Source organism: Micromonospora sp. HB375 (assembly GCF_017872985.1).
Classification (GTDB): domain Bacteria; phylum Actinomycetota; class Actinomycetes; order Mycobacteriales; family Micromonosporaceae; genus Micromonospora; species Micromonospora chalcea.
Genome location: NZ_JAGGJO010000001.1, coordinates 6,735,849 through 6,756,174 on the forward strand (window position 1 = coordinate 6,735,849; position 20,326 = coordinate 6,756,174).

At 67.8% G+C, this 20,326-nt stretch carries 11 protein-coding genes and 3 rRNA genes; 7 read left to right on the top strand and 7 right to left on the bottom strand.

The features are described 5' to 3' along the window. Nucleotides 1–14: 14 nt before the first annotated feature. A complete protein-coding gene (locus tag J3R08_RS30065; protein ID WP_209964499.1) occupies nucleotides 15–1,832 on the top strand; it encodes a VanW family protein in 1,818 nt (605 codons plus the stop codon). 58 nt (nucleotides 1,833–1,890) lie between these two features. Here the strand turns inward: J3R08_RS30065 and J3R08_RS30070 are convergent, their stop codons facing one another. The 5 genes from J3R08_RS30070 to J3R08_RS30090 form a co-directional block, all read right to left on the bottom strand. Beyond that, nucleotides 1,891–2,517, bottom strand: a complete 627-nt coding sequence (locus tag J3R08_RS30070) for an NADPH-dependent F420 reductase (protein ID WP_030502154.1) — start codon at nucleotides 2,515–2,517, stop codon at nucleotides 1,891–1,893. Nucleotides 2,518–2,755: 238 nt separating this feature from the next. Continuing rightward, nucleotides 2,756–2,872, bottom strand: a 5S ribosomal RNA gene (rrf, locus tag J3R08_RS30075). A 74-nt stretch (nucleotides 2,873–2,946) separates the two neighbouring features. Further along, nucleotides 2,947–6,054, bottom strand: a 23S ribosomal RNA gene (locus J3R08_RS30080). Between the two features lie 378 nt (nucleotides 6,055–6,432). Then, a 16S ribosomal RNA gene (locus tag J3R08_RS30085) occupies nucleotides 6,433–7,947 on the bottom strand. Together the 16S, 23S and 5S rRNA genes form the textbook arrangement of a ribosomal RNA operon. A gap of 630 nt (nucleotides 7,948–8,577) precedes the next feature. Beyond that, nucleotides 8,578–8,841 (bottom strand): SCO4848 family membrane protein, encoded by a 264-nt coding sequence (locus J3R08_RS30090; protein WP_043327811.1) that lies wholly within the window; start codon nucleotides 8,839–8,841, stop codon nucleotides 8,578–8,580. 125 nt (nucleotides 8,842–8,966) lie between these two features. Here J3R08_RS30090 and J3R08_RS30095 point away from each other — a divergent pair, with 125 nt between their 5' ends. From J3R08_RS30095 to J3R08_RS30110, 4 genes are all read left to right on the top strand, one after another. Continuing rightward, a complete protein-coding gene (locus J3R08_RS30095; RefSeq protein WP_064448820.1) occupies nucleotides 8,967–9,410 on the top strand; it encodes a PRC-barrel domain-containing protein in 444 nt (147 codons plus the stop codon). Between the two features lie 270 nt (nucleotides 9,411–9,680). Beyond that, a complete protein-coding gene (gene trpS, locus J3R08_RS30100; RefSeq protein WP_064448821.1) occupies nucleotides 9,681–10,739 on the top strand; it encodes a tryptophan--tRNA ligase in 1,059 nt (352 codons plus the stop codon). A 270-nt stretch (nucleotides 10,740–11,009) separates the two neighbouring features. Then, nucleotides 11,010–12,728 (top strand): arginine--tRNA ligase, encoded by a 1,719-nt coding sequence (gene argS, locus J3R08_RS30105; protein ID WP_209963655.1) that lies wholly within the window; start codon nucleotides 11,010–11,012, stop codon nucleotides 12,726–12,728. 70 nt (nucleotides 12,729–12,798) lie between these two features. Continuing rightward, entirely contained in the window at nucleotides 12,799–13,320 is a 522-nt protein-coding gene (locus tag J3R08_RS30110) for an alpha/beta hydrolase (protein ID WP_043327807.1), read from the top strand. 146 nt (nucleotides 13,321–13,466) lie between these two features. On the opposite strand, the gene J3R08_RS30115 is transcribed toward J3R08_RS30110, so the two are convergent. Both J3R08_RS30115 and J3R08_RS30120 read right to left on the bottom strand, forming a co-directional pair. Continuing rightward, on the bottom strand, nucleotides 13,467–13,760 hold the full coding sequence (locus tag J3R08_RS30115; protein ID WP_069089878.1) for a DUF4287 domain-containing protein: 294 nt from the start codon (nucleotides 13,758–13,760) through the stop codon (nucleotides 13,467–13,469). Nucleotides 13,761–13,936: 176 nt separating this feature from the next. Continuing rightward, the gene (locus J3R08_RS30120; RefSeq protein WP_209963658.1) at nucleotides 13,937–15,478 is read right to left on the bottom strand and encodes a non-reducing end alpha-L-arabinofuranosidase family hydrolase; all 1,542 of its coding nucleotides are present in this window, start codon (nucleotides 15,476–15,478) and stop codon (nucleotides 13,937–13,939) included. Between the two features lie 306 nt (nucleotides 15,479–15,784). On the opposite strand from J3R08_RS30120, the gene J3R08_RS30125 reads away from it, so the two are divergent. Then, complete coding sequence (locus J3R08_RS30125) at nucleotides 15,785–17,830, top strand: hypothetical protein (RefSeq protein WP_245254838.1); 2,046 nt, start codon at nucleotides 15,785–15,787, stop codon at nucleotides 17,828–17,830. 10 nt (nucleotides 17,831–17,840) lie between these two features. Further along, nucleotides 17,841–20,102: a hypothetical protein gene (locus tag J3R08_RS30130; protein ID WP_209963663.1), complete on the top strand. Its 2,262-nt coding sequence runs from the start codon at nucleotides 17,841–17,843 to the stop codon at nucleotides 20,100–20,102. The last annotated feature ends 224 nt before the right edge of the window (nucleotides 20,103–20,326 follow it).

Genomic DNA, 20,326 nt, shown 5'->3' on the forward strand with positions numbered 1-20,326 from the left:
AGGTTGCAGTGACGATGTACGGCGAGAAGGTGCCGGCTGCCGACGACCGGCCCACCATCAAGGTGGCGGCGGTGAGCTGGCCCGGCGTCGAGATGGAGCCGGTCGCCACACCGCCCGGAGGCGACACGGGCCGGCCGGGGCGGTCGCGACGGGCCCGGCTGCTGCTGGCCGGGGGGATCGTCGCGGCCGTGCTCGCCGGCGGCGTCGGCCTGGGCGCCTACGCGTACGCCGGTGACGTGCCCCGCGGCACCACGGTGCTCGGCACCGAGCTGGGCGGGCGCAGCCGCGCGGAGGCGGCGGCGGCGCTCCGCGCCGAGCTGGAGCGCCGGGCCGAGGCGTTGAACGCCCCGCTGGCGGTCACCGTCGGTGAGAAGAAGGCCGAGCTGAAGCCGTCCGACGTGGGGCTCGCCATCGACGTGGACGCCACTGTGGCGGCCGCCGCGAAGGCCGACGCGCACGCGGTGAGCCGGCTCGTCGGCTCCCGTACGGTCGAACCGGTGGTCACCGTCGACCGGCCCAAGCTGGAGGCCGCCCTGCGGAAGGTGATGGGCTCGCAGGGGCGCGAGATGACGATGCCGGCGATCATCTGGACCGGCACCACCCCGAAGCCGGTCTACCCGAAGCCGGCGCTCACCGTCGACACCGACGGCGCCACCGCTGTGGTGAAGGCCGGCTGGCTGGCCGCCGAGCCGATCACCGTGCCGCTCGTCGAGAAGTGGCCCGCCACCACCCGTGAGGAGGTCGACCGCCTCGTCGCCGAGCTGGCCCGGCCCGCCGTCGCCGCGCCGGTGACGCTCACCACCGACGGCGGTTCGGTCACCATCCCGCCCGCCGCCATCGCCCGGGCACTGCGCTTCTCCGCCGACGACGCCGGCACGCTCACCCCGAAGATCGACGTCAAGCGGCTCCGCGCCGCGCTCGGCGACCGGCTGACGAAGCTGGAGGTCGAGCCACAGGACGCCGGGCTGACCATCAGCGGCGGCAAGCCGAAGGTGGTGCCCAGCAAGGCCGGCCGCCAGGTCGACGCCGCCGCGCTCGGCCCGGCCCTGCTCGCGGTGCTGCCCAAGTCCGAGGGCCGTACGGTGTCCGCCGAGCTCAAGCCGGCCGCGCCCGAGCTGACCGAGGCGGAGCTGGCGAAGCTGGGCATCAAGGAGCGGGTGTCGACCTTCACCACCCACTTCACCGGCGGCCTCTCCTCCCCGCGCAGCCAGAACATCGTCCGCGCGGCGAAGGACGTGGACGGCACGCTCGTGAAGCCGGGTGAGACGTTCTCGCTCAACGGGCACACCGGCGAACGCGGCTACGACCAGGGATACAAGGACGCGCCCACGATCGTGAACGGCAAGCTGGTGCCGGGCGTCGGTGGCGGCGTCTCCCAGTTCACCACCACGCTGTTCAACGCCACCTACTACGCCGGGCTGGAGGACGTGGAGCACAAGCCGCACTCGTTCTACTTCAGCCGCTACCCGGCCGTGATCGAGTCGACCATCTACTGGCCGCAGCTCGACTTCAAGTTCCGCAACAACACGCCCCACGGCGTGCTCATCGACACCTCGTACACGTCCAGCTCGATCACCGTCTCGATCTGGAGCACCAAGATCTACGACAGCGTCAAGACGGAGTACGGCCCCCGCCGCAACATCACCCAGCCGAAGACCGTGTACCTGACCCCGGGGCCGTCCTGCATCCCCGCCGCGGGCGCCGTCGGGTTCGCCCAGGACGCCTTCCGGGTCATCAAGAAGGACGGCAAGGTCGTCAAGCGGGAGAAGTTCAGCTGGCGCTACGACGCCGAGCCGCGCTTCATCTGCGCCCCGAAGCCGGGCGACGACTGATCCACGACACACGGAAAGGCCCCGCCGGACGCATCCGGCGGGGCCTTTCCCATGCTTGTCACGGCCGCGCCGCGGCCAGCCCTTCGCGTACGCCGTCGGCGTCCCGGTCGGTGCCGTAGACGGGCGTGTCCGGCTGCTGCCGCCAGCTCTCGTCCAGGGTGCCCGCGTCGACCGGGTCGAAGCCCAGATCGTCCACGAGGCCCATCACGATCCGCTTGGCGTCCGCGTCGTCGCCGGCCACCGGCAACGCGATCCGGCCTGCCGTACCCGCCGGCTTGCCCTCGTCCATGAGGTGCGCCGCCTGGATGTTGTTGAAGACCTTCACCACCCGGGCGCCCTTGAGGTGGTCAGCGGTCCAGCGACTGGAGCTGAGGCTGCGGTCGAGCAGCTCGGCGATGTCGCCGTCCCGCTGGGGGTAGTAGTTGTTGGCGTCGACCACCAGCTTGCCGTCGAACAGCGCCGCCGGGAGCTGCGGCACCGCCTTCAGCGGGATCGCGATGACCACCAGCTCGGCGCCCTGCACGGCGTCCTCCACCGACACCGCCCGGGCGCCGGTCTCGGCGGCCAGGTCGGCGAGGCTCTGCGGCCCGCGGGAGTTGGCCACCGCGACGTCGTGGCCGAGTGAACGCAGACGACGGGTGAGGGTGCCCCCGATGTGCCCCGACCCGATGATTCCAATCTCCATGTCCACTCCTGTACCCCGTGCGGTCGGCCCCGATCACGGTCCCGACGTACGCCATGTCACGTTTCGGCCCACCGGCGTGGCCGTTGTCAGAGGTCCCGGCTCGACGGTACGAGACTGACGCGGCCGACGTGGTGATTCCCGTCGGCCGGCCCGAATCCAGGCGGTGTGGTGGCCGGTTTTCGGGGTGGACGCGTTTCAGGGCCACCCCCGTGAGGGGTGGCCCTGAAATCGAATGTTTGTCCGGCGGTGTCCTACTCTCCCACACCCTCCCGAGTGCAGTACCATCGGCGCTGGAGGGCTTAGCTTCCGGGTTCGGAATGTGACCGGGCGTTTCCCCTCCGCCATGACCGCCGTAACTCTATGAACATGTCAACCAACCCTGTGGGTGATCGTTTGTTCAGAGTTGCACAGTGGACGCGTAGCAGCTTGGTAGTCAAGTCCTCGGCCTATTAGTACCGGTCAACTGAACCCGTTACCGGGCTTACATTTCCGGCCTATCAACCCAGTCGTCTAGCTGGGGGCCTTACCCCACAAAGTGGGTGGGATACCTCATCTTGAAGCGAGCTTCCCGCTTAGATGCTTTCAGCGGTTATCCCTTCCGAACGTAGCTAACCAGCCGTGCCCCTGGCGGGACAACTGGCACACCAGAGGTTCGTCCGTCCCGGTCCTCTCGTACTAGGGACAGCCCTTCTCAAGTATCCTACGCGCACGGCGGATAGGGACCGAACTGTCTCACGACGTTCTAAACCCAGCTCGCGTACCGCTTTAATGGGCGAACAGCCCAACCCTTGGGACCTGCTACAGCCCCAGGATGCGACGAGCCGACATCGAGGTGCCAAACCATCCCGTCGATATGGACTCTTGGGGAAGATCAGCCTGTTATCCCCGGGGTACCTTTTATCCGTTGAGCGACACCGCTTCCACATGCCAGTGCCGGATCACTAGTCCCGACTTTCGTCCCTGCTCGACCTGTCAGTCTCACAGTCAAGCTCCCTTGTGCACTTGCACTCAACACCTGATTGCCAACCAGGCTGAGGGAACCTTTGGGCGCCTCCGTTACCCTTTAGGAGGCAACCGCCCCAGTTAAACTACCCACCAGACACTGTCCCTGAACCGGATAACGGTCCGAAGTTAGATACCCAAATCAACCAGAGTGGTATTTCAAGATTGCCTCCACCCATACTGGCGTATAGGCTTCACCGGCTCCCACCTATCCTACACAAGCTAATTCAGATACCAATGTCAAGCTATAGTAAAGGTCCCGGGGTCTTTCCGTCCTGCCGCGCGTAACGAGCATCTTTACTCGTACTGCAATTTCGCCGGGCCTGTGGTTGAGACAGTGGGGAAGTCGTTACGCCATTCGTGCAGGTCGGAACTTACCCGACAAGGAATTTCGCTACCTTAGGATGGTTATAGTTACCACCGCCGTTTACTGGCGCTTAAGTTCTCCGCTTCGCCCTTGCGGGCTAACAGGTCCCCTTAACGTTCCAGCACCGGGCAGGCGTCAGTCCATATACATCGAATTACTTCTTCGCATGGACCTGTGTTTTTAGTAAACAGTCGCTTCCCCCTGCTCTCTGCGGCCATACAACGCTCCACCCGCGCGGGGCTTCACGTCTCCGGCCCCCCTTCTCCCTAAGTTACGGGGGCAATTTGCCGAGTTCCTTAACCACAGTTCGCCCGATCGCCTCGGTATTCTCTACCTGACCACCTGTGTCGGTTTGGGGTACGGGCCGCTAAGAACTCGCTAGAGGCTTTTCTCGGCAGCATAGGATCACTGACTTCACCTGAATCGGCTCGGCATCACGTCTCAGCCCCATGTGTCGCGGATTTGCCTACGACACGGCCTACACGCTTACCCCGGCACAACCACCGGCCGGGCTCAGCTACCTTCCTGCGTCACCCCATCGCTTGACTACTACCCGCCAGGTTCCCACGCTCCCCAACCTCAACCCGAAGGTCTTGGCCGGTTTGGGTGGTTAGCACAACGAGGTTCGTCAGGGTCGCTCTTTCGCGGGTACGGGAATATCAACCCGTTGTCCATCGACTACGCCTCTCGGCCTCGCCTTAGGTCCCGACTCACCCAGGGCGGATTAGCCTGGCCCTGGAACCCTTGGTCATCCGGCGGAAGGGTTTCTCACCCTTCTTTCGCTACTCATGCCTGCATTCTCACTCGTGCCGCGTCCACAACTGGGTCACCCCGCTGCTTCACCCCCGGCACGACGCTCCCCTACCCATCCACACACCTGCACCTGGCATCAAGGCCAGGCGAAGTTAAAATGTGAATGCCACAGCTTCGGCGGTGTGCTTGAGCCCCGCTACATTGTCGGCGCGGAACCACTTGACCAGTGAGCTATTACGCACTCTTTAAAGGGTGGCTGCTTCTAAGCCAACCTCCTGGTTGTCTATGCGACCCCACATCCTTTTCCACTTAGCACACGCTTAGGGGCCTTAGCTGGTGATCTGGGCTGTTTCCCTCTCGACTACGAAGCTTATCCCCCGCAGTCTCACTGCCGCGCTCTCACTTACCGGCATTCGGAGTTTGGCTGATTTCGGTAAGCTTGTGGGCCCCCTAGACCATCCAGTGCTCTACCTCCGGCAAGAAACACGCGACGCTGCACCTAAATGCATTTCGGGGAGAACCAGCTATCACGGAGTTTGATTGGCCTTTCACCCCTAACCACAGGTCATCCCCCAACTTTTCAACGTTGGTGGGTTCGGCCCTCCACGCGGTCTTACCCGCGCTTCAGCCTGCCCATGGCTAGATCACTCCGCTTCGGGTCTAGAGCATGCGACTAAAAACGCCCTATTCAGACTCGCTTTCGCTACGGCTCCCCCACACGGGTTAACCTCGCCACATGCCACTAACTCGCAGGCTCATTCTTCAAAAGGCACGCCGTCACCCCGCAAGGCTCCGACGGATTGTAGGCGAACGGTTTCAGGTACTATTTCACTCCCCTCCCGGGGTACTTTTCACCATTCCCTCACGGTACTCGTCCGCTATCGGTCACCAGGAAGTATTTAGGCTTACCAGGTGGTCCTGGCAGATTCACGGCAGATTTCAGGAGTCCGCCGCTACTCGGGAACACCCACAGAAGACCAGCAACTTTCACCTACCGGACTATCACCGTCTACGGTCAGCCATTCCAGACTGTTCGACTAACCACTGGCTTTGTAACTTCTCGAACAAGTGTCAGCTTGCTCAGCAGGGTCCCACAACCCCGACCACGCAACCCCTGACAGGTATCACACGCAGCCGGTTTAGCCTCAATCCGCTTTCGCTCGCCACTACTCACGGAATCACTATTTGTTTTCTCTTCCTACGGGTACTGAGATGTTTCACTTCCCCGCGTTCCCCCCACACACCCTATGTGTTCAGGTGCGGGTGACATCACATGACTGATGCCGGGTTTCCCCATTCGGACACCCTGGGATCACAGCTTGGTTGACAGCTCCCCCAGGCCTATCGCGGCCTCCCACGTCCTTCATCGGCTCCTGGTGCCAAGGCATCCACCGTTCGCCCTTGACAACTTGACCACAAAGATGCTCGCGTCCACTGTGCAATTCTCAACAAACAACCAACCCACAACCCACAGCCCCACACCAAACCCAGCTAACCGCCGGCGGTATGCGAGACCAGGCCATGCCTGGCGCCCGACAGACTCAATCGGTCTGCCTCAAGGCTCTGAAACAACAACCACCTCGGGTTGTTCCTTCAGGACCCAACAGGGTGCTTACATCCGTCCCCAGCCGCACCACAGACTCGTTCCCACCACCCCGAAGAGCAGCTGTACTAGAGGATCCGCAGCCGTTGCCGGCGACCGACTTGCCAGTGTCTCCGCCATCTGAGCACCCCACCACCACGTTCGGGCGGTGCGGGCTCCATGCCACCTTTCGGTGGATGGTGCTCCTTAGAAAGGAGGTGATCCAGCCGCACCTTCCGGTACGGCTACCTTGTTACGACTTCGTCCCAATCGCCAGCCCCACCTTCGACGGCTCCCTCCACAAGGGTTGGGCCACCGGCTTCGGGTGTTGCCGACTTTCGTGACGTGACGGGCGGTGTGTACAAGGCCCGGGAACGTATTCACCGCAGCGTTGCTGATCTGCGATTACTAGCGACTCCGACTTCACGGGGTCGAGTTGCAGACCCCGATCCGAACTGAGACCGGCTTTTTGGGATTCGCTCCACCTCACGGTATCGCAGCCCATTGTACCGGCCATTGTAGCATGCGTGAAGCCCTGGACATAAGGGGCATGATGACTTGACGTCATCCCCACCTTCCTCCGAGTTGACCCCGGCAGTCTTCGATGAGTCCCCGCCATAACGCGCTGGCAACATCGAACGAGGGTTGCGCTCGTTGCGGGACTTAACCCAACATCTCACGACACGAGCTGACGACAGCCATGCACCACCTGTGACCGCCCCCGAAGGACCTGCCATCTCTGACAGTTTTGCGGCCATGTCAAACCCAGGTAAGGTTCTTCGCGTTGCATCGAATTAATCCGCATGCTCCGCCGCTTGTGCGGGCCCCCGTCAATTCCTTTGAGTTTTAGCCTTGCGGCCGTACTCCCCAGGCGGGGCGCTTAATGCGTTAGCTGCGGCACAGGGAACCGGAGAGGCCCCCCACACCTAGCGCCCAACGTTTACAGCGTGGACTACCAGGGTATCTAATCCTGTTCGCTCCCCACGCTTTCGCTCCTCAGCGTCAGTATCGGCCCAGAGACCCGCCTTCGCCACCGGTGTTCCTCCTGATATCTGCGCATTTCACCGCTACACCAGGAATTCCAGTCTCCCCTACCGAACTCTAGCCTGCCCGTATCGACCGCAGGCCTGGGGTTGAGCCCCAGGTTTTCACGGTCGACGCGACAAGCCGCCTACGAGCTCTTTACGCCCAATAAATCCGGACAACGCTCGCGCCCTACGTCTTACCGCGGCTGCTGGCACGTAGTTGGCCGGCGCTTCTTCTGCAGGTACCGTCACTTACGCTTCGTCCCTGCTGAAAGAGGTTTACAACCCGAAGGCCGTCATCCCTCACGCGGCGTCGCTGCATCAGGCTTCCGCCCATTGTGCAATATTCCCCACTGCTGCCTCCCGTAGGAGTCTGGGCCGTGTCTCAGTCCCAGTGTGGCCGGTCGCCCTCTCAGGCCGGCTACCCGTCGTCGCCTTGGTAGGCCATCACCCCACCAACAAGCTGATAGGCCGCGAGCCCATCCCAAGCCGAAAAACTTTCCACCACCGACCATGCGATCGGAGGTCATATTCGGTATTAGCCCCGGTTTCCCGGGGTTATCCCAAAGCCTGGGGCAGGTTGCTCACGTGTTACTCACCCGTTCGCCGCTCGAGTACCCCGAAGGGCCTTTCCGCTCGACTTGCATGTGTTAAGCACGCCGCCAGCGTTCGTCCTGAGCCAGGATCAAACTCTCCAACAAAAATCTTTGTCGAACAGCATCCTGGCAACAAAAGTGTTGCCAAAGGAATCCCAACCAGCAACCATTCCAAAGAACAGCCACCAGTCCGGGGTATAAAACAATTGGCACTGGCTTTACAAGCACCCTGTTGAGTTCTCAAAGAACAACCACACACCAACCAGAAACCCCGCACCGCGGAGCCCCCGTTTGGGGCATTTCGTTCAACCACCCGCCGCTCTCGCGCCGGGCACTTTTACTACGTTACCTCACCGTCTCTGCCGTGTCAAACCGTGTGTCCCGGTCTGTCACGCTTCGTACGGGTCGGCGCCGCTGAACCCACGCAGCAGTCACCCGCTGCGTCTGATCATCGGATTTGGCAGGCCGGCCGCTGCGGTCTCCCGCTAGCTCGCCCGGTTCCCTGCCGGTCGACAACCTTACCCGGTCGGTTTCGCTCCGCCAAATCCGCCCTCCGGCGTCTTGGCGAGCATCGCCCGGACCAGGTCTTGCGGAGGTGAGAACCTCGTTCGGACCCGGCGCCAATCCCGGTTCGGTGCTTCAGGACTTTCGTCCCGTTTGCCCCGTTCCGCGCTGGCAGAGAGAAAGTTACGCGGCCACAGGTTTGATCGTCAAATCGGTGGGTAGCGGCGCGCGTCACACCCGTCCGACGCGGGCAGGGCGGCGGGAGGCACGGTAGGCGCGGATGCCCAGGACACCGACAGTCGTGCCGATCGCCAGAGAGGCGCCGATCAGCAGGGCGTGCACCCAGAGGAAACCCGTCGGACTGCCCTCGCCGACGACGCCGGCAGACCAGGCGCGCTCGTCGTTCCAGATGGCGACCGCGAACCTCGGCCAGATCGCCCAGGTCCACACGCCGACGGCGACCAGGAACAGTGACCAACCACGTGACAGGACCATGGTCGGCCAGTATGCCAGCGGGCCGTACCCGCAGGTCAGGGCGTCGGGGACGGCGACGCGTGTTTCCGGCGTGGCCGCCGGGGCACTGTTCCCGGCGTCGAGCCGATGCGCGGGAGGTGCCACCTATGCAGCCGTTCAACCCCTGGGCCTGGCGGGACCCGTCCGCCCTGGCGGGTGGGTACGACCAGACCCGGCCCGGAGACGTACCGCGGCAGCGCGCCGCGGACACCGACGACCAGCTCGACGCCCCCGGTCCCGGTACGCCGCTCGACCTCACCGGCTACCGGGTGGAGGCGACTGACGGCCGGATCGGGTCGATCGACGAGGCGAACGAGGACGCCGACGCGCGCTACCTGGTGGTGGACACCGGGCCGTGGATCTTCGGGAAGAAGGTGCTGCTGCCGGCCGGCACCGTGGCCCGGGTCGACCACCTGGACCGCGTGGTGCACGTGGACCGCACCCGCGACCAGGTGAAGGAGTCGCCCGCGTTCGACAGCGACCACTTCGCGCACCCGGAGTACCGGGAGCGGGTCGGCAGCTACTACTCCGAGAGCTATCGACAGCAGTAAGCGCGGCAGGAGGCAGCGGCGCAGACCGGTGAGCGGTTACCGTGTCAGGCATGGTCCGGCCGCGCAGCTGCCTCCCGGAGACCCGTAGCGGTCTTCCGGGCCACGCTGTCGACGGCCGGGAGCAGATCCTCGACGTACTCCGTGCCGGCGGACTCCGATTCCGCGCCGGCGGGCGATGGCGGCGCTCGTTCTGACGAGCCCGCTCCACCGACCCGGGTGACACCCGGGTCGCTTCTCCCCGCCAGCGAACGGCACGAAAGGCGTACGACCATGTCCTCTGCACGCATGCTCACCGGAGACCGCCCGACCGGGCGGCTGCACCTCGGCCACTACGTGGGCAGCATCGCCAACCGGGTGCGGCTGCACCAGCGCTACGAGAGCTTCTTCATCATCGCCGACCTGCACATGCTCACCACTCGCAACAGCCGCGCGGACATCGAGCAGGTGGCGCACAACGCCCGCGAGATGGTCACCGACATCCTGGCCGCCGGGGTGGAGCCGGAGCGGGCCACGTTCTACCTCCAGTCGGCGATCCCCGAGGTCGGCGACCTGAACACGCTGTTCCAGAACCTGATCACGGTGCCCCGGCTGGAACGGGTGCCGTCGCTGAAGGAGATGACCCGGGACGCCGGCAAGGACGAAATGCCGTACGGCCTGCTCGGCTACCCCGTCCTCCAGGCCGCCGACATCCTCTGCGTGAAGGGGCAGGTCGTGCCGGTCGGGAAGGACAACGCCGCGCACGTCGAGGTGACCCGGGAGATCGCCCGGCGGTTCAACCACCTCTACGGCGAGGTCTTCCCGGTGCCCGACATGCTCATGTCGGAGACGCCCACGCTGGTCGGGACGGACGGCGCCGGGAAGATGAGCAAGAGCAAGGGGAACGCGATCGCGCTCTCCGACGACGCGGCGACCGTGCGCCGCAAGGTGATGGGGATGTACACCGACCCGAACCGGGTCCGCGCCGACGTGCCCGGCACCGTCGAGGGGAACCCGGTCTTCGAGTACCACGACATCTTCAACCCGGACCGGGCGCAGGTGGCGGAGTTCAAGGACCGCTACCGTGCCGGCCGGGTCGGTGACGTCGAGGTCAAGGAGGCGCTGGCGACGGCGCTCAACCGGTTCCTCGACCCGATCCGGGAGCGCCGGGCCCGCTTCGAGGCACAGCCCGGCCTGGTCGACGAGCTGATCGTCACCGGCACCGAGCGGACCCGCGTCGAGGTGCGCCGCACGCTCGTCGAGGTCCGCCGGGCGATGGGCCTGAGCAGCGCGTACGCCCAGGTGCGGCGCCGGGCCGAGCGCTACCGCAAGGCCGTCGCCACCTCGGCCTGACGACAGACCGGCCCGGGGTACGCGCTTGCGCACGCCCCGGGCCGGCCGGTTACGCTGCCGACATGGCCAGTTCGCACGCGTACCCGATGACGTCCTCCGACGTCCGGCTCGGCGCGCTGCGACGCCGGCGGTCCCGCGACCGCCTGCGCTGAGCCTTCCCTCCTGCGACCGGCGGATCGAGCCGCCGGTCGTCATCGACCGTTCTCGCTCCGCCGTCGCGTTCCCGTCAGGTGATCCGCGCGGCGGATCCACAGCGAGATCGGCGTACCCATGGATCTTGAAAGGTTGCTCACCGACCGGCTGGCGCCGGCGTTCGCGGCGGTGGCCGGCGTGCCGGTTGACCCGGCCGTGCGGCGCTCCCAGCACGCGGACTTCCAGTCCGACGCGGCGCTGGGCCTGGCCCGGCGGCTCAGCCGGCCGCCGCGGGAGATCGCGGCGGAGGTACGGGAGCGCGCGGCGCTGGCCGACGTCTGCGCGTCGGTCGAGGTGTCCGGTCCGGGTTTCCTGAACCTGACGGTGGCCGACCACGCGCTCGGCGGGCTGGTGTCCGCGCTGGCCGTCGACCCGCGGCTCGGCGTGCCGCCGGTGGCCGAGCCGGAGACTGTGGTGGTCGACTACTCGGCGCCGAACGTGGCGAAGGAGATGCACGTCGGGCACCTGCGGTCGACGGTGATCGGGGACGCGGCGGCCCGGACGCTGGAGTGGCTCGGGCACCGGGTGCTGCGCGCCAACCACCTCGGCGACTGGGGCACGCCGTTCGGCATGCTCATCGAGCACCTGCTCGACCTGGGCGAGGCCGGGGCGGCGCAGGAGCTGTCGATGGGTGACCTGGACGGGTTCTACAAGGCGGCGCGGGCGAAGTTCGACGACGACGAGGCGTTCCGGGAACGGTCGCGGCGGCGGGTGGTGGCGTTGCAGGGCGGTGACCCGGCGACGCTGCGGCTGTGGCGGCTGCTGGTGACGCAGTCGGAGAGCTACTTCCTGACCGTGTACGACCTGCTCGACGTGACGCTGACCGGCGACGACTTCCGGGGCGAGAGCAGCTACCACGACCAGCTCGCGCCGACTGTCGAGGAACTGGACCGGCTCGGACTGCTGCGGCGCAGCGAGGGCGCGGACTGCGTGTTCCCGCCCGGATCGGTGGGCCGTGACGGCGAGCCGTTGCCGCTGATCGTGCGCAAGTCCGACGGCGGGTACGGCTACCCGGCCACCGATCTGGCCGCGCTGCGGCACCGGACCGGCACGCTCGGCGCGACCCGGCTGCTCTACGTGGTCGGGCTGCCGCAACGGCGGCACTTCGAGATGGTGTTCGCGGTCGGCGCGCAGGCCGGCTGGCTGACCGCGCCGGTGCGGGCCGAGCACGTCGGGTTCGGCTCGATCCTCGGCCCGGACGGGCGGATGCTGCGCAGCCGGGCCGGCGGGTCGGTGAAGCTGGTCGGGCTGCTCACCGAGGCTGTGGAGCGGGCCACCGCGCTGGCCCGGGAACGCAACCCGGAGCTGGGCGAGGCCGAGGCCGCCGAGGTGGGGCGCGCGGTGGGCATCGGCGCGATCAAGTACGCCGACCTGTCCGGGGACCGGCACAAGGACTACGTGCTGGACTGGGAGCGGATGCTGTCGCTGGACGGGAACACCGCGCCGTACCTCCAGTACGCGTACTCCCGGGTCCGGTCGATCTTCCGGCGGGCCGGCGCGGCGGCGCGGCCGGACGCGGAGGTCTCGCTTGCCGAGCCGGCCGAGCGGGCGCTCGCGATGGAACTGGTCGGCTTCGCCGCTGTGGTCGAGGAGGTGGCGGGCAGCCTGGAGTTCCACCGCCTGACCGCCTACCTGCACCGGCTGGCTGTCGCGTTCAGCGCGTTCTACGAGCGCTGCCCGGTGCTGCGGGCGGAGGGACCGCTGCGGGAGAGCCGGCTCGTGTTGTGCGAGCTGACCGGGCGGGTGCTGCGGCAGGGCCTGGACCTGCTCGGCATCCGTACCCCGGAACGGTTGTGAGGCCGCGGGGCCACCGGAAGCCCGTGCGGCGGCTAGCGTGACGCATCGATCGAACGAGAGGTAGGCGGCCATGGCGGATCGACGCGCGGTACTCGCTCCGGGACGGGGCTACGACACCCGGGGGCCGCTGTTCGTCTACCTCGGGGAGGCGTTGCGCCGGCGCGGTTTCGAGGTGCACGAGGTGACCTGGCGGTCGATCGGCGATCTGCGCCACGACGCCGCGCCGGAGTGGGTCGCCGAGCAGTTGGATCCGGTCCTCGACGCCGGGGTGGATCTGCTCGTGGGCAAGTCGCTCGGTAGTTTCGCCGCGCCGCTCGCCGCCGACCGGGGCATTCCGGCGGTCTGGCTGACGCCGTTGCTGACCGACCCCGCGGTACGGGAGCCGCTGGCCCGGGCCACCGCGCCGTTCCTGCTGGCCGGCGGCACCGCCGACCCGGTCTGGGACGGGGCGGTGGCGCGCCGGCTCACCCCGTACGTGGTGGAGGTCGCCGACGCCGACCACTCGATGATGGTGCCCGGACCGCTGGCGGCCTCGGCCGAGGCGCTGGGGCGGGTCTGCACGGCGGTGGAGGAGTTCGTCGCCGGCCGCTGACGGGTCAGCGGCGGCGTCGCCGCGTCCACACCACCCCCACCACCGCAGCGACGAGCGGCAGCAGGCAGCAGAGCGTCAGGATGAACAGGTGCCACGGCTTGATCGCTCCCATGCCGCGAACGATAGGCGTCGCTGTCCACGCCCCGCTACGCGGCGGCTCGGGCGGCCTTGCCGTCCAGCCACAGCGTGTCGCTGTCGTCGCGGTGCGAGCCGGTGGAGCCGACGTGCTTGGCGCTGATCTTCGGCCCGTTCCTGATCACGTGGACCAGGGCCATCGCGTGTCCCCGGCCGAGGCCGTACTCGTCCTTGAGCCAGCCGACGATCACGCCGGCCTTCACGTCGGCGGCGTCGTAGCCACGCTCCCGGGCCTGGTCGACCAGGGCGCGCGGGGTCTTGCCGGTCTTGTCCTCGATCGCGTCGAGGTATGCCTGGAAGGACATCTGCTCAACCCTTCGTCCGGGAGGCGGTGACAACTCCACCCTCCCGGGCGGCGCGGGTCCGATCAACGACGGACCGGGCCACCGTCGTTGCCTCCAGGACAACGATCGGGCGAGACGCCGGAGAGCCCGGCCCGCGTGGTCGCGGGCCGGGCTCTCCACACCTCGGGGGTACGCGCTCAGCGCTGAAGCGTGAGCAGTCCGGGGCGGTAGGGCAGGAGGCCGTAGTCGCCGCCGGAGTTGGGGGAGCGGCCCTGGTAGAGCAGTTGGAGGTTGCAGGGGTCGACGGTGAAGGTCTGGTCGGCGGTGGTGCGGATCAGTTCACCGTGGCTGATGTCGTTGGTCCAGGTGGCGCCGCTGTTGGCCTTGCCGGCGAACGGGTTGGACTCGGTGGCGGCCTGCGGGGTCCAGGAGCCGTTCAGGCTGGTGGCGGTGAACGAGCGGAAGTAGCGGCCCTGCGAGCCGATGGCCTCGACGATCATCAGGTAGCGGGTCTGGCCCTGCAGCTTGTAGACCTGCACGGCCTCGAACAGGTTGTTCGTGCTGTCGGACATGATCGTGGTGTAGTTCGACCCGAAGCTGCCGGGGAAGTTCCCGATCGGCATGCTGGAGCGGTAGATCTTGCCGTTGTCACCGGCGAAGAACAGGTACATGTTCTGGTCGTCGGCGATCAGCGTCTGGTCGATCGGGCCGGTGCCGGAGCCGGAGATGCTGCCGGTGAACAGCGGCTGCGCCGACGACCACCCGTTGGGGTTGGTGGGGTCGTTGGAGGTGCGGTAGGAGAACGCGGTCGGTCCCCACTGGTACGCCAGGACCCAGATGTTGCGCGGCGCGAAGTAGAACAACGTCGGCGCCACGGTCCCCGACGACATCGCGTTCTGGCTGGCCGACGCCATCTGCGACCAGTTCGAGAACAGACCGAAGTTCATCGACCCCCACGACGACCCGGTGTCGTGCGTCGTCGCGTAGACCAGGTGCTGCCCGTTGTACGGCACCACCGTGAAGTCCTTCAACGACACCCAACCCGACCGCGGCTGCGCCAACGCGCCCGTCGACGACCACCGGTACGACGACGGCAGGTTGCACGTGCCACCCGGCGGCGGCGTGGTGGGAGGCGGCGTGGTGGGGTTGCCGCCACCACCGTCGACGCGGACGAGCTGCCACTGCTGGTTGGCGCCGTTCCAGTCGTCGTACTGGACGATGTTTCCGCCGTCGGCGGTCGAGGCGCCCTGCACCTCCACCACCTTGTTGCTGTTGCGGTTGATCAGCCGGATGTAGCCGCTGTCGGAGTCGGCCAGCCGGAACTGCTGGTTGGTGCCGTTCAGGTCGGACCACTGCACGATGCTGCCGCCGTTGGCGGTCGACCAGTTGTAGACGTCGAGCACCTTGCCGGACAGCCGGGACTTCAGCCGGTAGTAGCCGCCGCCGGAGTCGACGAACTGCCACTGCTGCTGGTTGCCGTTGTTGCGCGTCCACTGGGTGATCCGTGCGCCGTCGTTGGTGGCCAGGTTGTAGACGTCAAGCGCCTTGCCGCTGTTGCGGTTGACCAGGACGTACCAGGCGTTCGTGTCGACGCTCGCGGCGGCGGCGGGCGCGGACACGGCCGCCACGGCGGCGGCGCCGACGAGGACCGCGGCAGCGCCGGTCGCGACGACTCGCGGCAGCCATCCGCGCCGTCGCGGGGGCGACACCGTCGATGGGGATCTACCAAAAGCAAACATGTTCCTCCCTCAGATCACACTTGTGAGCGCTAACAATTAGCGCTGGCGCACTGACCTCACACCCGGCCTGCCACGCGGCCGTCCGCGCCCGCTCGGCGACCCATCGCTCCCGCCGCCCCGTGCCATCGACTGTGAGCGATAACACGCCGTTCGTCAAGTCGTAACAGTCGATGGAAGGCGGGCGCGTGACGTTACCGGCCCATGTCAGCTTCTCGACCCAGCACTACCGCTGCCCGCACCACGGCTCGACAGTGCACACGGCTGGAGGGGGTGGGGGAATTGGGGCAGCCGGCGAACGAATCCGTCATGATCCGGGACTGGTTCAGCGTGCCGCGGGTGTCCGCCGAGGACCGGGCCGCGATCTTCGGCGTACGCACCCAGGACCCGCGGGTGGAGTTCGTCGCGCTGACCGTCAAGTACTGGCTGGACGCGCACGCCACCCGGTCGATGACCCGCGAGCGGGTCCTGACCGCGATGAGCGGGCGCATCACCGCCGACAACGTCTGGGACCTGGTCGCGATGCTGGCGAGACTGCGGCTGGCCGAGGCGTTCTTCGACCTGGCCGCCTCGGACGTCGACACCGACGGCGCGTTCCGCCGTCTCCTGCTCGGCCTCGACCCCGCGCTGCTCGACGCGATGCGGCACTACGCGGCCTGGAACGGGATCAACCCGAAGCTGTTCCTCGACGGGTTCGCCGTCGGCGTCGGGGAATCCGTCGCGACGGTGGTGGTCGACCTCGGCAAGCTCGTGCAGTTGATCGGCCGCCTTCAGCAGGAACAGTTCACCACGCTCATCGTGCTGACGGTCGACCCCCGCGCCGGTGTGCAACGCATCGCCGACCAGGCCACCGTCGTACGCCAGGCGCTGGCCGGGATCGTGGCCGCGCTGGACCCGACCACCGTCCCGGATCGGCTGCTGGCGCTGTGGCGCGGCTGGGCGGCCGAGTTCGCCCGCCACCTGGAGAACCTCGACCCGTTCGCCGCCGGCCGGCTGCTCGGCCGCGTCGCCGGTGACCTGTACCAGGTGCTCACCGGCCTGGTGCATCTCGCCCGGCTGCTCGGCGGCGTCGCGGTGCGCGCCGCCGTCCGGTACGTGCCGCTGCTGCTCGCGGGTGCCCGCGAGGCGCGCCTGCTGACCGCCCAGATGGCCGCGCTGCTGGTGGCGATCGGCCGGGCCGCGATCGCCGCCACGCCCCGGGTGGGGCTGGCCGTCCTGCGCACGCTCTTCCCGCCGAAGGTGCTCGACGCGCTGTTCCGGCAGGGCCGGGTGCTGCTCGCCGACGCCGAGCTGACGTTGAGCGTGTTCAACCAGGCGGCGCACGCCGAGGCGTTCGCGGGTGCCGGCGCGGGCACCCGGCTCGGCGCGCTGGTCAGCCTCGACGGCCGGCCGGTGCTGATGGCGAGCATGTCGGAGACGGTGTCGTCGGCCGGCCGGGCGGCGACCCGGGCCGAGCTGAGCGAGGCGCTGGACGAGATCATCAAGCGGGTCGAGGACCTGCGCGAGCTGAAGCCGCCGAAGACACCCCGGGATGTCCAGGCCGCCGTCGTGCGCGCGGCCATCGCCCGGCAAATGGAGCAGCGGCTGACCACCGCGTTCAACAGGGCGCTCCAGACCGCCGCGTACGAGGAGTTCCGCGCGCTGCGCAAGGCCGGGCAGGCGCAACCGTGGCGGCTCGGCCAGCAGGTGCACCGGCGGATGGCCGCCGAGGTCGCCCAGCTCGTCGGCCGGTCACCGGGCCTGGAGGCGTTCGCGGAGAAGTCACTGGCGACAGTGGTCGAGGCGGTCCGCACGGCCCACCCGGAGCTGGCGCCCGCGCTGCGCGGCTCCGACGCGGTGCTGCGCCAGACCGTCGCCCAGATGCTGCTCGGCCACCCGGACCGGGATCTGCTGCTGCGCCTCGTCGGCTTCACCGGCAACCCGGCCGCGACCGGGGCGGAGAAGGCCCTCGCCGGCCACCTCGCCGAGCGGTTCCGGTGGAAGGCGTCCACCACCGTCGGGGACCTCCGCTCCGACCTGCTGCTCGTCGATCCCGAGGCGGCCCGCGTCACGAACGTCGACTGGACCTCCTCGACCAAACTGGAGCGCTTCGAGAAGACCTGGGGCACCGTCGCCGACGACCTCGGGGAGACGTTCGACGGTCGCTGGGAGGCGATCGCGGAGGCGTACCAGCGGGCCGCCAAGGGCGGGGTGCCGGCGGAGGTCGTCGCCGGCCTCGAAGAACTGACCGCGCACGCCGTACGCGAGACGGTCGTCCGCCAGGCCGCCCTCAGCCAGTTGTTCCCCGGATTCTTCGTCACCTCGCACGAGATGACGTACCAGGGGCTGCACTCCCTGTTCACACTGCCGCTGTAGAGGAGCACCGATGGGCAGAGTCGTCGTCGCCGACGCCGATCCGGCGACGCTTGGTTTCAGCACCGCGCATTCCGACAGGTACGTCTACTCCAACTACTTCGTACCGGTCCGGCTCACGTTCGGCGGTGGCGAGACGCCCATCCTGCCGTTCTACGTCAAGCAGGCGCTGATCGAGGCGATCCGCTACGGCGGGCTCGACGGCGACCGGCTGCCGCACCTGCTCAAACAACTCGGCCTCTACGACCTGTGGAAGGCCAACGAGATGGACGCCGCCACCGAGGCGCTGCCCGGCGCCGACTCGGGCATGTCGTACCGGGAGCCGCCGGCGCGACGCCAGACGCTCCTCGGCGACCAGCAGGCGGAGTTCCTCGCCGGCCTGCTCCAGTCCGACGTCGGCATCGCGTTCCTCGACCGCACCCGGATCCGGCCGGTGGGCTTCGCGCTCGGCGAGCACGTCTACGCGCTGGCGCTCGCCCCCGGTGAGGAGGCCGTGCTGGAGCAGCGCACCTACACCAAGCGCGAGCTGACCCTGGAGGAGCAGAACGAGTCGGAACAGCAGACCGACGTCGAGCTGACCAGCGCGCTCACCACCGAACTCCAGGAGGGCTTCGAGCGGCAGAAGTCGCTCACCGACACCTGGGGGCTCAACGCGAGCCACACCGGCCAGTACACCAGCCCGACCGGCATCTGGGGCACCTTCAACGCCAGCCACACCATCGGCTTCGCCACCAGCGTCACCGCGGCGAGCCAGGAGACGAGCCGCCGCGCGGTCAAGGACAGCCGGACCGCCACCTCGAAGGTCGCGGCGCGCTACCGCACCCAGCACAAGACCGACTTCAAGCTCGTCACCGAGACGGGCACGGAGTCGTCCTCGAAGCGCACCGTCCGCAACCCGAACCGGGCCACGCCGATCACGCTGCACTACTTCAAGGTGCTGCAACGGCTGGAGCTGGCCCACGAGCGGTACGGCGCACGGGTCTGCTGGGCCCCCACGATCAAGGACCCGGCGCTCGCCTTCGCCCAGAAGATCACCGGCGGGCGGCAGCGGATCCGCGACAACGCGGTCGCCGCGCTGCCCCCGATGCCGGTGAAGCCGGAGCGCCCGCCGCGCGGCGCTCCCGCAGCGGTGGAGACGCGCGTCGTGTACTCCGCCGTGGTCACGCTCGACAAGTGGGGATTCACCGGCGACATGAGCGCCGACTACGACATCGACGTCACCCTCGACGCCGGCTGGGAGTGGGACGGCAACGTCGACACGATCCGGCAGAACCTCAACCTGATCACCCGCCGCCCGCCGACCGCCATCGCGGCCCAGGTCGTCGGTGTGCCGGTGGTGACGGAGGCGGACGGCCGACCGGTCCTGCGCGTCCGCATCCATGTGGGCGCGGCCAGCTGGCTGGGCGGTCCCGGCGCGCAGGCCCAGATCGCGGCCGGGTTCCGGCGTACCCCGACGGTGGTGGACCAGACCGCCGACGACGCGGCGTACAACGCGCTGGTCGCGGGCTACCTGACCGATCTTCAGGAGTGGCAGGACCGGCGCGACGCGGCGCTGGCGGCGGCGGAGACGGCGGGGGACGAGTTCGAGGCGCGGCTGCGGGCCGGCTTCTCCCCGGTCAACGAGATGGTCTCGCAGATCGTGGAGGCGCACTTCCCGGCCAGCGTGCGGGACGAGGCGTGGGAGATCGACTTCTGGCACCGGGTCTTCGACTGGGAGCGCGCGTCGTTCGTGGCGTACCCCGGGTGGTGGTCCGGCGGCGACGCCCGCGCCCCGGAGCGCGACCCCGGCGACTTCGTCAACGCCAGCTGGGCGAAGCTCTACCTGCCGGTCCGGGCCGGCATGGAGCTGGCCGCGCTGCGGTGGATCTTCGGAAAGGTGGTGGCGACGCGCCTGGCGCCGGAGGTGGAGCGGGAGCTGGAGGCGTTCGTGGACGAGCTGACGGCGTACCGGGCCGGCCACCTCGGCAGCGGCGACGAGATGCCCGAGCTGAGCACCGAGTGCCAGGACGTGCCGGAGCGGGTGTACTGCCTGGCGAAGTGGACCGAGTTGATGCCCACCGACGGCACCCACCTGGAGGTGGTGCAGGGCGCCACCACGGCGGCCGACGAGGTGACCGCCAAGGAGATCAGCGACGCGGAGGCGCTGCGGGCGGCGCTGCTCGACGGCGAGGTGCAGACCAACCGGCTGCGGACCAGGGCGTACGACCAGATGACCGAGCCGGCCGACGTCGACATCCACCTCGGCACGCCGTCCGGGAGCGGCCCCACCGCCTGAGCCGCTCGTCCACCCCGATCCCTCGCCTGACCAGGGGATTGGGGTGGACGATTTCTGGCAAAGTCTGAACTTTCGATTCGTGGCCTAGATCGGTAAAAAGGCGCATAATTGATCCCTTACGCTCGCTCCCTCGGGGCGACGACGACGCCGGCCGGCGAACCGTCCAAAAAGAACCGTCTCCCACCGGTGGGTCGATGGCGCTGGATCCCTAAAGCCACTAGGTT